This is a genomic window from Bradyrhizobium sp. T-1, from assembly GCF_053592855.1.
Map to the genome: position 1 here is coordinate 189,544 of NZ_CM132115.1, position 12,413 is coordinate 201,956.

The 12,413-nt window shown below is 65.5% G+C and carries 12 protein-coding genes and 1 pseudogene; 8 read left to right on the top strand and 5 right to left on the bottom strand.

Annotated features, from left to right (window positions below; all coding sequences use genetic code 11):
- Nucleotides 1-36 precede the first annotated feature (36 nt).
- Nucleotides 37-159: pseudogene (locus ACWAT4_RS00890) on the bottom strand (AraC family transcriptional regulator); the annotation flags it as partial.
- A gap of 37 nt (nt 160-196) precedes the next feature.
- Here ACWAT4_RS00890 and ACWAT4_RS00895 point away from each other — a divergent pair.
- From ACWAT4_RS00895 to ACWAT4_RS00915, 5 genes are all read left to right on the top strand, one after another.
- Entirely contained in the window at nt 197-241 is a 45-nt protein-coding gene (locus ACWAT4_RS00895) for a hypothetical protein (RefSeq protein WP_449731321.1), read from the top strand.
- Between the two features lie 340 nt (nt 242-581).
- Nucleotides 582-1,385: a Flp pilus assembly protein CpaB gene (gene cpaB / locus ACWAT4_RS00900; protein ID WP_449729603.1), complete on the top strand. Its 804-nt coding sequence runs from the start codon at nt 582-584 to the stop codon at nt 1,383-1,385.
- Nucleotides 1,386-1,395: 10 nt separating this feature from the next.
- The gene (locus ACWAT4_RS00905) at nt 1,396-2,913 is read left to right on the top strand and encodes a type II and III secretion system protein family protein (RefSeq protein WP_212301913.1); all 1,518 of its coding nucleotides are present in this window, start codon (nt 1,396-1,398) and stop codon (nt 2,911-2,913) included.
- 51 nt (nt 2,914-2,964) lie between these two features.
- Nucleotides 2,965-3,702, top strand: coding sequence for a CpaD family pilus assembly protein (locus ACWAT4_RS00910; RefSeq protein ID WP_449729604.1), 738 nt, complete (start codon nt 2,965-2,967; stop codon nt 3,700-3,702).
- Nucleotides 3,699-4,988: an AAA family ATPase gene (locus ACWAT4_RS00915; protein WP_449729605.1), complete on the top strand. Its 1,290-nt coding sequence runs from the start codon at nt 3,699-3,701 to the stop codon at nt 4,986-4,988. Before ACWAT4_RS00910 ends, ACWAT4_RS00915 begins: the two co-directional genes overlap by 4 nt.
- Before the next feature lie 46 nt (nt 4,989-5,034).
- Here the strand turns inward: ACWAT4_RS00915 and ACWAT4_RS00920 are convergent, their stop codons facing one another.
- Together ACWAT4_RS00920 and ACWAT4_RS00925 are read right to left on the bottom strand one after the other, a co-directional pair.
- A complete protein-coding gene (locus ACWAT4_RS00920) occupies nt 5,035-5,817 on the bottom strand; it encodes a tetratricopeptide repeat protein (RefSeq protein ID WP_212301910.1) in 783 nt (260 codons plus the stop codon).
- A gap of 104 nt (nt 5,818-5,921) precedes the next feature.
- Nucleotides 5,922-6,167 carry a PilZ domain-containing protein gene (locus tag ACWAT4_RS00925; protein WP_011083489.1) on the bottom strand — a complete coding sequence of 82 codons (246 nt, stop codon included), beginning with the start codon at nt 6,165-6,167 and terminating at the stop codon, nt 5,922-5,924.
- Between the two features lie 219 nt (nt 6,168-6,386).
- Here ACWAT4_RS00925 and ACWAT4_RS00930 point away from each other — a divergent pair, with 219 nt between their 5' ends.
- From ACWAT4_RS00930 to ACWAT4_RS00940, 3 genes are all read left to right on the top strand, one after another.
- On the top strand, nt 6,387-7,925 hold the full coding sequence (locus ACWAT4_RS00930) for a YifB family Mg chelatase-like AAA ATPase (protein ID WP_212301909.1): 1,539 nt from the start codon (nt 6,387-6,389) through the stop codon (nt 7,923-7,925).
- Between the two features lie 97 nt (nt 7,926-8,022).
- Nucleotides 8,023-8,496, top strand: coding sequence for a hypothetical protein (locus ACWAT4_RS00935; protein WP_212301908.1), 474 nt, complete (start codon nt 8,023-8,025; stop codon nt 8,494-8,496).
- Between the two features lie 122 nt (nt 8,497-8,618).
- The gene (locus ACWAT4_RS00940) at nt 8,619-10,844 is read left to right on the top strand and encodes a PAS domain-containing hybrid sensor histidine kinase/response regulator (protein WP_449729606.1); all 2,226 of its coding nucleotides are present in this window, start codon (nt 8,619-8,621) and stop codon (nt 10,842-10,844) included.
- A 140-nt stretch (nt 10,845-10,984) separates the two neighbouring features.
- On the opposite strand, the gene coaA is transcribed toward ACWAT4_RS00940, so the two are convergent.
- Entirely contained in the window at nt 10,985-11,941 is a 957-nt protein-coding gene (gene coaA / locus ACWAT4_RS00945; RefSeq protein WP_212301906.1) for a type I pantothenate kinase, read from the bottom strand.
- An 88-nt stretch (nt 11,942-12,029) separates the two neighbouring features.
- A complete protein-coding gene (locus ACWAT4_RS00950) occupies nt 12,030-12,356 on the bottom strand; it encodes a phosphoribosyl-ATP diphosphatase (protein WP_212301905.1) in 327 nt (108 codons plus the stop codon).
- Nucleotides 12,357-12,413: the final 57 nt, after the last annotated feature.

Sequence of the window (12,413 nt, forward strand, 5' to 3'; positions counted from 1 at the left end):
ATCCGGGCTCCGCATCCGTAGCCTTGCTCGACTGTTCTAGCTGTAAAATTCCCGGGCGCGTCGGACCGTGTCGGACGGATAGAGCCCGAATGCCGTGCGGTCCGACGCCGCAAACCGACCCATATGCGTAAAGCCCCATTTCAGCGCGACTTCGCTGACTTGCGCGCAACGTTACGGCTCGTACGACCCGGCCACGATTACATTCGCGGCAAAGGACGGCCGCCGGTATCCCTGCCAGTAGTGTTCGGACCAGCGGGGTGCGAAGCCACCAATCCAGACAAGGCTCGCACCCCGGGATGACGGACCAGCATTGTCGTCGCATGCACGCGATGTCACCCATCGCTAACCACCCGTTCACCATGACGCCCCGCGCCTCGCGAAAACGCATGAGCGCGCATGCGTGAATCTACGGGGCCATTGGCTGACCGAATAACGCGACGTTCACCATCTGCCTAAAACGCTCGCTGTCGCTGCGCATCGCATTCGACCTCGCAACACCCCTTATACTTTTACTCCCTACTCATCGATGCGGGGGAACCCGCCACGTGCGGTTCGAGTGCCCCGCGTAAGAGTAGAAGCGTATGAACACCGCACGCATTGTCGTTCTCGTCATCGCACTGGGCGCCGGCGGCGTCGCTGCGTATCTGGCGAGCAGCTATGACAACAAGCCCGCAGCCCCTCTCCCGGTGGCCGAGAAGCTGCCGACGGTCGAGGTGCTCGTCGCCAAATCCGACATTCAGCTCGGCCAGGCCGTGAAGGCCGAGGATCTGCAATGGCAGACCTGGCCGCAACCGACCGCCAGCAGCGCCTTCATCCGCCGCGACAGCCGGCCCGACGCGCAGACCCAGATCGCCGGCTCGATCGCGCGCGTTCCGTTGATGCAGGGCGAGCCGATCCGCGAGCAGAAGCTGGTGAAGGCCGACGGCTCCGGCTTCATGGCCGCGATCCTGCCATCGGGCATGCGCGCCGTCTCCACCGAAATCTCCGCCGAAACCGGCGCCGGCGGCTTCATCCTGCCGAACGACCGCGTCGACATCGTCCTGACGCGGCGCATGAAGAATCCCGACGCCGGCGGCAATGACTTGATCCTCTCAGAGGTGGTCCTGACCAACATCCGCGTGCTCGCGATCGACCAGGCGCCGAAGGAGAAAGAGGGCCAGAACGCCGTGCTCGGCAAGACCGTCACGCTCGAGCTCCGGCCCGACCAGGTCGCCACGCTCTCGGCCTCGCGCCAGGGCGGCACGCTGACACTCGCATTGCGCAGCATCGCCGATGCCAGCGCCTCCGACGGCTCGCCCGAGGACCAGACGCTCAAGTCGCGCCAGAGCGGCGTCAACGTGATCCGCTACGGCGTGCAGACACGACAATTAACGTCACAGAAGTGATGGGGACAGCATGAACTATGGGGATAATCGGACGGGCATGCGCATTCGGGGGAAGCGCGCTCGCTCGTTCTGGGCAGGGACAATGCTGATACTGGGGCTGGTCGCAGCCCCCGATCTCGTCCGCGCTGCGGATGCGCCGGTCGGAGACCAGGCGCCGCTGCAGGCGCCGGATCTCGGCGTCTCGCCGGTCGCGAGCATCGCGCCGGCGAGGACACGCTCGTTGTCGCTCGGCGTCGGCAAGTCGGTCGTGATCGACCTGCCGCGCGAGGTCAAGGACGTGCTGGTGGCCGATCCCAAGATCGCCAATGCGGTGATCCGTTCGTCGCAGCGCGCCTATATCATCGGCGCCCAGGTCGGTCAGACCAACGTGGTGTTCTTCACCGCCGACGGCCAGCAGGTCGCCGCCTACGACATCGCGGTGAAGCGCGACCTCAACGGCATGCGCGCGGCGCTGCGCCAGTCGCTGCCGGGCGTGCAGATCGAGGGCGTCGGCGACAGCGTGATGCTGACCGGCTCGGTGTCGAGCCCGGTCGAGGCCCAGCAGGCCGGCGACGTCGCCGCGAAGCTGGTCGGCGGCGCGGACAAGGTCGTCAACAACATCGTCGTGCGCGGCCGCGACCAGGTGATGCTCAAGGTCGTCGTCGGCGAAGTCCGCCGCGACATCGTCAAGCAACTCGGCGTCGATCTCAGCGCCAGCCTGAACGCCGGCACCGCGGTGGTGAATTTCAACAATTCGAACCCGTTCTCTGCCAGCGGCGGGCCGCTGGTCAGCAACAACGGCCTCGGCGTCACCGGCCTTGCCAAGGGCGTCGCCACCGTCAACGCCACGATGCGTGCGATGGAGACCGCGGGCGTGATGCGGACGCTGGCCGAACCGAGCCTGACGGCGATCTCGGGTGAATCCGCGACCTTCATCGCCGGTGGCGAATTCCCGATCCCCGGGGGGTATGCCTGCGATCCGACCACGCATGTCTGCACCACCCAGATCACCTACAAGAAGTTCGGTATCTCCTTGAACTTCACCCCGGTCGTGCTCAGCGAGGGCCGCATCAGCCTGCGCGTGATGACCGAGGTCTCGGAGCTGTCGAGCCAGAACGCGATCACGGTGTCGCAGGCGCTGTCCTCAAGCGCGACCAACTCGATCACCATTCCCTCGGTCCAGACCCGCCGCGCCGAGACCACGCTGGAAATTCCCTCCGGCGGTTCGATGGCGATGGCCGGCCTGATCCAGCAGCAGACCAAGCAGGCCATCAACGGCCTGCCCGGCGTCGACCAGGTGCCGATCCTCGGCGCACTGTTCCGCAGCCAGGACTTCGTCAACAACGAGACCGAACTGATGGTGATCGTGACGCCCTATGTGGTGCGCGCGGTCGCCCAGAAGGAATTGTCGCGGCCCGACGACGGCTTCGCGCCGTCCTCGGATGCGCAGTCGGCGCTGCTCGGCCGCATGAACCGCCTCTACGGCATCGCGCGCCGCGTCGATCCGATCGACGGCAATCGCGGGGATTTCGGCTTCATCATCGACTGAGACGAACGGTTTGGGGACCGGGGCAAGACACGGGGAAGAGGGGACCAGCCGATGACGAAGACATCCGCCGATCGACGCCGCAAATTGCGCATCGCACTCGCGCTGACGGGGCTCTCCGTCATGCTGGGAGCCTGCAACACCACGGGCGACGTCGTCACCACCCAGACGGTGCCGACCGATTACCGCATGCGCCACCCGATCGCGGTGCAGGAAGGCAAGCGCTCGATCGTGATCTTCGTCGGCAAGGCCCGCGGCGGACTTTCGGCCGCGCAGCACGCCGACGTGATGGGTATTGCCCAGGATTGGGTGCGCGAAGGCAGCGGCTCCGTCGTCGTCGACGTGCCCATCGACACCGCCAACTCGCGCGCCGCGGCGGCGACCTATCACGAGATCCGCGCCGTGCTCGGCAGCGGCGGCGTGCCGTCGCGCGCCATCGTCCAGCATCCCTACCGTCCCGAAGACCCCGGCCTGCTGCCGACGATCCGGCTGAGCTATTCCAAGATCAAGGCGGTCGCCGGTCCTTGCGGGCTATGGCCCGAGGACGTGGGGCCGTCGATCCTCGACCCCGGCTACAACGAGAACCGGCCCTACTTCAATCTTGGCTGCGCCACCCAGCGCAATCTGGCGGCCATGATCGACAACCCCGCCGATCTCGAGCAGCCGCGCGGGGAGACGCCGGCCTATACCGCGCGGCGCGACATCGCGTTCGAGCGCTACCGCAAGGGCACCCCGACCACGACCATCTATCCCGAGGCTGACAAGGCCAAACTCAGCGACACAGGCAAATGACGGACATCCACGACGAAGAGGCGGACGATCCGCAGCACCCCGAGGATCACATTGCGCCGGTTCCCCGTATTTCGGTGCAGGCCTTCTGCGAGACCGAGCAGACGCTCGCCGCGGTGACCGCCGCCGGCCAGGACCGCCGTCTCGCCAAGGCCCATCTCACCGCGAAAAGCGGCGGCCTCGCCGCGGCCATCGAAGTCTATGACACGATGCCGACGCCGAACGTCATCGTCATCGAATCCGACGGCACGCGCGACATTCTCGAAGGCCTCGACGATCTCGCCGGGGTCTGCGATCCCGGCACCCGCGTGGTCGTGATCGGCAATCCCGGCGACACCGCGCCCTATCGCGAACTGGTGCGCCGCGGCGTCAACGATTACGTGGTCGGACCGGTCGAGACCATCGACGTGGTGCGCTCGATCTGCAGCCTGTTCTCGGCCTCCGAAGCCATGATCACCGGTCGCATCATCGCTGTGGTCGGCGCCAAGGGCGGCGTCGGCGCCTCCACCGTTGCGCACAACGTGGCCTGGACCATCGCGCGCGACCTTGCGCTCGATTCCGTCGTGATCGATCTCGACCTCGCCTTCGGCACCGCCGGTCTCGACTACAACCAGGATCCGGCGCAGGGCATCGCCAACGCGGTGCTGTCGCAGGACCGGCCGGACACGGCGCTGATGGAGCGCCTGCTCGCCAAATGCAGCGATCATCTCAGCCTGCTGGCCGCGCCCGCCACACTCGATCGCGTCTATGATTTCGGCGCCGAGGCGTTCGATGCGATCTTCGACACGCTGCGCATGACCACGCCCTGCATCGTGCTCGACGTCCCGCATCAATGGTCGGCCTGGACCAAGCGCGCGCTGGTCAACGCCGACGATATCGTCATCGTGGCCGAGCCGGATCTCGCCAACCTGCGCAACACCAAGAACATGCTGACCGTGCTCAAGACGGCACGGCCGAACGACCGGCCGCCGCTCTACTGCATCAACCAGGTCGGCATGCACAAGCGAGCCGAGATCGACGTCAAGTCCTTCGCCAAGACCATGGAAAGCCAGCCGCTCGCGGTGATTCCGTTCGATTCCAAGCTGTTCTCGACCGCGGCCAATAACGGCCAGATGATCGCGGAGGTCTCCAAGAGCCACCGCACCACCGAGCTGTTCCAGAACATGGCCAACCGTCTCGCCGGGCGCGGCGACGTGAAGAAGCCGAAGCGCTCGCTGCTCGGTCCGCTCTTGAAGAAGCTGAAGGGCAGGTCGGGACGCGGATCGGCGCCGCATCGCAAGGCGTCGTAAGCGCGAGAGCGTTTTTCGAGCGAACAGGACTCTCAGCGGCGGGTGATTACTTCTCGGCCCGCTGCTGTTGTTTCTTCGACAGCAGCTCGCGCAGCGCCGCGACCTTTGCCGCCGCCTGATCCGGCGGCAGATCGGCCTTCACGAGGATTTCAGCCTCGGCCTGACGGCCCTGCAATCCCAGCACGAGCGCGAGATTGGCACGGACCCGCACATTGTTCTGATTGCGCTGATAGGCACGGCCGAGCACCTGTTCGGCCTTCGACAGATTATTCTGCAGCACATAGGACAGGCCGAGATTGGACAAAACCTGCGGCTCGTCCGGCACGATCTTCAGCGCCGTCGCATAATATTGCTGCGCTTCCTCGTTGCGGCCGAGTTGGTCGAGCGCCGCACCTTGCGCCGACAGGATGCGCCAGTCGGGATCCTCAGGCGTATGCGCGCGGCTCAGCACATCGAAGGCCTGCTGGAAATTGCCATTGTCGGCGAGCGCGCGGCCGTAGCCGGCGAGCAGCGCCTTGTTGCTGGGATGGACCATCACGGCCTGCTCCATCACCGCGACCGCCTGGGCGTGCTGGCCGGTCTCGCGCAGGGCCTTGCCGTAGTCGAGGGCGATGTTGGGATCACTGGGCTTGGCGCGATAACGTTCGCGCAGGGCGTCCATATCCGGCCTGGCATCCGCCGTCGCAGCAGGCTCGGGCTTGCTGCTCACACCGAGCGCGCCGGTCACGTCCTCCAGGCTTGTGGTCTGGCAGCCGCCGAGCGCCAGCACCGCCATCGCGGGAAGCAGGAATCTCGCCGGGGAAGAGGCAAGGAACGAACGCTTGGACATACTCTGATCACCGCCGGCGGACTGATCAGAGATGCTTTGCCTATTAACGCTAAAGTCCGGTTAAGGACGCGTCGCTCGCGACTCGATTGTTATCGTTTGCGCGCTCAGTCGGTAAATTCGGCACCGAACTCGCAGCCGATGCGCCAGCGCAGGCGGCACTGACGCGAATAGTCCGGCGCGAAGATGATGGTGAATTGCGGCGGCACTTCCAGAAACTCCGCCACGACCTTCACGCCACCGTCGGAGATATCCGTGATCGTGCAGTCCCGTGGCAACGAGCCCGCGCCGAAGTGAATCTTGGCAAGCCGGCTGCACACCCGTCGTTCGCTTCTGCGGCGATTTGCAAGCATTTTGAATTCTTCACCCGTTAGATCACGGCCCATCCCGCACCTCTAGGAGTAGCGGACATTCGTTGGAATGTGCTGAGGAGAGCCGCTCGCATTCGAGGCGTAGTGTCGGGACCCTGTTTACGATTGGTTAGGGGGTGCGACCCCCCTCATTGTCGTTCCCGTATTGTTCTTGTCAGGACTATCTCCGTCTGCTACCCTCGATTGTGCGAGGGGGCAGGCATGGTTCAGCGGGTTTCGACAGTCGCCTTTGAGGGGATCGAGGCCCGCGCGGTCGACGTGCAGGTGCAGGTTGCGCCCGGCCTGCCGGCGTTCGCCATCGTCGGGCTTCCCGACAAGGCGGTGTCGGAGGCGCGCGAGCGGGTCCGCTCGGCACTGATCGCTTCGGGACTGGCGCTGCCGGCGCGGCGGATCACCGTCAATCTCGCGCCCGCCGACCTGCCGAAGGAAGGCAGCCATTACGACCTGCCGATTGCGCTCGGGCTGATGGCGGCGATCGGCGCGATCCCGCCGGATGCGCTGACCGGCTTCACCGTGCTCGGCGAACTCGGCCTCGACGGCTCGATCGCACCCGTCGCCGGCGTTCTTCCCGCCGCGTTCGGTGCCAATGTGCGCGAGGAAGGCTTGATCTGCCCCGCCGCCTGCGGCTCGGAAGCGGCCTGGGCGAGCCCGGACATCCAGATCGTCGCCGCGCATTCGCTGATTCAGATCGCCAATCATTTCAAAGGCACGCAAGTGCTGTCGCGGCCCGTGCCGAAAGTCCACGAGGCAGCCGCGTCGCCGCTCGATCTGCGCGACATCAAGGGCCAGGAGAGCGCCAAGCGCGCGCTGGAGATCGCGGCCGCCGGCGGCCATCACCTCCTGATGATCGGCGCGCCGGGGGCCGGCAAATCGATGCTGGCGGCACGCCTGCCCTCGATCCTGCCGCCGCTGTCGCCGAGCGAATTGCTCGAAGTCTCGATGATCGCCTCCGTTGCCGGCGAGATCGAGGGTGGCGCGCTGACCTCGCGGCGGCCGTTCCGCTCACCGCATCATTCCGCCAGCATGGCCGCGCTCACCGGCGGCGGCATGCGGGCAAAGCCCGGCGAGATTTCGCTGGCGCATCAGGGCGTGCTGTTCCTCGACGAGCTGCCGGAATTCGATCCGCGCGTGCTGGATTCGCTGCGCCAACCCTTGGAGAACGGCGAGGTCTCGGTCTCCCGCGCCAACCACCGCGTGACTTATCCGGCGCGCTTCATGCTGGTCGCGGCGATGAATCCCTGTCGCTGCGGCAATGCGTTCGAGCCCGGCTATGCCTGCAAGCGCGGCCGCGTCGACCGCTGCACCGGCGACTACCAGGCACGCATCTCCGGTCCGTTGATGGATCGCATTGATCTGCGCATCGAAGTCCCAGCCGTGACCGCGGCGGACCTGATCCTGCCGCCGCCGACGGAAGGCTCGGCCGAAGTCGCCGCGCGCGTCGCAGCGGCGCGCGACATCCAGCTCGCGCGCTACGCCAATGCAGGCCTGCCGCGGGTCCGCACCAATGCCGAGGCGCCGGCATCCGTGCTGGAAGACATCGCCAAGCCGGACGCGCAGGGACAAAAGCTGCTGCGCGACGCCGCCGAGACCATGCGGCTGTCGGCGCGCGGCTATCATCGCGTGCTGCGGGTGGCGCGCACGCTCGCCGACCTCGACGGCACCGAGAAGATCGGCCGGCTGCATCTCGCCGAAGCACTGTCCTACCGCGCACTCGCGGAGGATGTACGCCAGCTGGCTTGATCATCCAGCGCATCAACCCGGCGGTAACGAGTTTCCTTTACGCTCTGCAAACCATAAGGCCCACAAGTTCCAGTAAGGGCCCGGCGAGTAGCGTGTCATGTTGCGTTTCAAGATCCTGGCCTCGGTGGTTCCCCTGTTGGCGGCTGCGGTGTTCGCCCGCGGCGAGATCGGATCGGTCTCGCATCCCTGCATCGCCCTCGGCGATACCTCGGTCGAGCTGACATCCCTGTTCTGGACGGCCGGCGTCCATGTCGCCTTCACCGACGATCCGTCGCGGGCCACGGTGCGGGTTCAGATCACCGACGATGCGGATGCCGCGGACTTCGCGGTGGTGGACGATGGTCTCGGCTCCGAAACCGAGTCCTGCCAAGCGAATCCGGCGACACGTCTCGTCACGATTGCCGCGCAGCCGGTCGACGGTGGCCCCGTCATCTATCTCTCCACCGATGGCCCGGCCGATTACCGCATCTTTGTGCGCTCGAAAACGTTCTCGCAGCGCGAGGCCGCGGCGCTGATCGTTGGCGCCCATGGCGGTCGTCGCCCGCTCCCCCTCCAGGCTGCCTCGCTCTGACGCGTTAACACCCCGTCAACCCTGTTTGGAGGCCGCCGCAAGGTCTCAAGCTGTTCGCAAGGTGGGGGAGACATCGTCGCACAAGGCGGCGGGTTTCTGTTCAAGAGTCGGGGTCGGTGGCGATGGGTCGGACGTTCCGGATCAAGGTGCGCATGCGCCGCTTCAGGCGACAGCACCCCCGAATTGCCTTCGCGATCCGCTCCTTCATGATCTTCTCGGCGACGTTCGGCGGCGCCTATGGCTTCGTCACCGGCAGCCGCGCGCCGAATTCAGGCTACGATCCCAACGCGTTTGCGATCGGCGCGAGCTTCCTGTTCGCGCTGGCCTGTCTTGGCCTTGCCACGCTCAGCATGCGGCTGCGGTTCGTCAACAAGCGGATGCGCAAGCTCGCTGCCCACAATGATGCGCTGATCGACCGCAATTGGGAGCTGAAGGAGGCCGAAGAGCGGGCCCGCAACCTGTTCGAATCACAGGGCGACCTGATCGTGCTGCGCGACCATCAGGGCCGCATCACCTTCGTCAATGACGCCTATTGCGCGCTGGCCGGACAGGCGCGCAGAGCGCTGGTCGGCACGCGGTTCGACTTCGACGTGCTGGAGCAGGGCGACAGCGCGCGCGAGAGCAACGGCACGCGCATCCACGACCAGCGGATCTCCACTCCACTCGGCGCGCGCTGGATCGCCTGGCGCGAGGGGTTTGTGCGACACGATGCCGGCCAGCCCGCCGAACTGCAGAGCGTCGGACGCGACGTCACCGACCGCACCGAGACTGAACGCGCGTTATCGGACGCCCGCGACCAGGCCGACGCCGCCAACCGCGCCAAATCCCGTTTCCTCGCGATGGCCTCGCACGAGATCCGCACGCCCCTGAACGGCATCATCGGCATGGGTGGGCTCTTGCTCGACACCATCCTGACGCCGGAACAGACGACCTACGCCCGGGCCGTGAAGACCTCCGGCGAAGCGCTGATGGCGTTGATCGAGGAACTGCTCGACTATTCCAAGATCGAAGCCGGCAAGCTCGATCTCGACCAGCGTCCCTTTGCACTCTCGACCCTGATCGAGGAAATTACCGAGCTGCTGGCGCCGCGCGCGCAGGCCAAGAAGCTCGAGATTGCGGCCTATGTCGACGAGCGATTGCCGCTCGAGGTCACAGGTGATGCCGCGCGGCTGCGCCAGGTGCTGCTCAATCTCGCCGGCAACGCCATCAAATTCACCGCGACCGGCGGCGTGGTCCTGATCGTCGAGCCCGGCATCTGGCCGAACGAGATCAGCTTTCTGGTGCGCGACACCGGCATCGGGATCGCGCCCGAGGCGCAATCGCGCATCTTCCGCGAATTCGAGCAGGCCGACGACCGCGTCGCCCGCACCTATGGCGGCACCGGGCTTGGCCTTGCCATCAGCGAACGCATCGTCAAGCGCATGGGCGGGCGCATCACGCTGGAGAGCGAACCCGGCAAAGGCTCGACCTTCGAGGTCGCAATTCCGCTCGCACTCTCGCAAGGTCACGCCGGACAAACGACGTTCCCGAGTCCGGACCTCGCCGGCAAGTCGATTTTGCTGGCGGCCGGCGGCATCGAAGCGTCCCTGATCGCGCGACGGCTGGAACGCTGGGGTGCCCAGACCTGCCTGGCCGCGGATGCGGCCGTGGCCGAGGCGCTGCTGCCGGAGCGCTCCTGGCATGCGGTGCTGATCGACCGCGCACTCGGTGCGTCAATCACCGATCGTCTGGGCGAAGTCGCCCGCGCCCACGCGACGCAGCGGCTCGTGCTGCTGACGCCGAGTTCGCGTCACGACAAGCTCTCACCAGCCTTCACCGGCTTCCTGGTGAAGCCGCTGCGCGCAGCCTCGCTCGCCGCGCGCCTGGCGCTGACGCCGGACGTCCCCTCGCCCGATCTCGCGCCGGAGCCTGTCGAGCCGGCTGCGGTCAAAACGTCCCCTGGGGGCCTCTCGATCCTCGTCGCCGAAGACAACGAGATCAATGCGCTGCTGATGCGATCGCTGCTGACCAAGCTTGGCCATCGCGTCGTCCTCGCGGTCCATGGCGAGGCTGCGCTGGAATCCTGGCTCGCGGCCAACTCCGCGGGCACGCCCTATGACCTGGTTTTGATGGACATCCAGATGCCGCAGCTCGACGGCATCGAAGCCACACAACGCATCCGCGCCCACGAGGCCGCCACCGGCCGTCACCACACGCCGATCCTGGCGCTCACCGCGAACACGCTGGTGGAAGATCGCTACGCCTGCTTCGAAGCCGGCATGAACGGATTTCTGGTCAAGCCGCTCGATCGCGAGAAGCTGGACGAAGCGCTGGCGGGGCTTGCGGCGTCAAGGCAGATCGCGGTGTAAGAAGGTCTCTCCGCCGTCATTGCGGGGAGCTCTTGCGACGAAGCAATCCAGACTGCCTCCGCGGAAAGACTCTGGATTGCTTCGCTGCGCTCGCAATGACGATGTGGGTGCAACCGTGCTCCACCCTCCGAGACTGATGCCTACAACCTTCTGAGCGCTACGCTCTCCACCGCATGGTCCGCGCCCTTCTTCAGGATCAGCGTCGCGCGGGGCCGCGTCGGCAAGATGTTATCCTCGAGATTGGCGAGGTTGGTGCGCTCCCAGATCGCGGTGGCCGTGGCGGTGGCCTCATCGTCCGACAACAGCGCATAGCGGTTGAAGTAGGATTTTGGATTGGTGAACGCGGTATCGCGCAGCGCCAGGAAGCGCTTGATGTACCAGCGCCGCAGCGCCGCCTCGTCGGCGTCGATATAGACCGAGAAGTCGAAGAAGTCGGAGACCACGGGCACCGCCTTGCCGTCACGCGGCAGCTTGCCGGTCTGCAGCACATTGACGCCCTCGACGATCAGGATGTCGGGCTGGTCGATCTCGGCCCATTCGTTCGGCACGATGTCGTAGGTCAGATGCGAATAGACCGGCGAGCGCACATGGCGGCGGCCCGACTTGATGTCGGACAGGAAGTTCAGCAGCAGCGGCAGGTCGTAGCTCTCCGGAAAGCCCTTCTTCTGCAAGATGCCTTGCTGCTCGAGCAGGGCCTTCGGGTAAAGAAATCCGTCGGTGGTGATCAGCTCGACCTTCGGCCGCGGCGACCAGCGCGCCAGCAGCGCCTGGAGCACGCGGGCCGTGGTGGACTTTCCAACCGCAACCGAGCCGGCGACGCCGATGATGTAAGGCATCTTGCGGTCACGGATGTTGAGGAACTGGCGTTCCGCGTAATACAGGCGCTGCATCGCATCGACATAGATCGAGAGCAGGCGCGACAGCGGCAGATAGATGTCCTCTACCTCCTTGAGATCGAGCCGGTCGTGCAGCGAGCGCAGCCGGTCGAACTCGCCGGGCTCCAGCGTCATCGGTGTATCGTCACGCAGTCGCGCCCACTCTTCGCGCGAATAGACGCGGTATGGATTATATTGCTGCTCGGGTGCGCGGATATCCATGACGCGACTTACTCCGTTAAGAGGACGACAGCATGATCCGGAAACGTGTGACGCGGTTTTCCGAACAGATCATGCTCAAACAAACCCTCTAGCTGCCGCTCTTGCGAGACGCTTTCTCTTCCAACCCAGACATATTCGTGCGCTTGTCCAGCGCCGCTTCCACTTCTTCTAGTTTTACGCCGCGCGCCTTGAGCAGCACAAGGAAGTGATAGAGCAGGTCGGCACCCTCGGCGATCAGATGCGCGCGATCGTTTTCGACTGCTGCGATTACGGTTTCGACTGCTTCCTCACCGAACTTCTTGGCGCAATGTTCGGCGCCCTTGTCGAGAAGCTTGCGGGTATAGGAGGCCTCTCCCCCGGAGGCCGCGCGGGCATCGATGGTCTCGGCGAGATCGTGGATGGTGAAACGCGGCATACGGAATACTCAGAAACATAAGCCTAGAAGCCCGCAGGCCTCTTTCTAGCATTATTC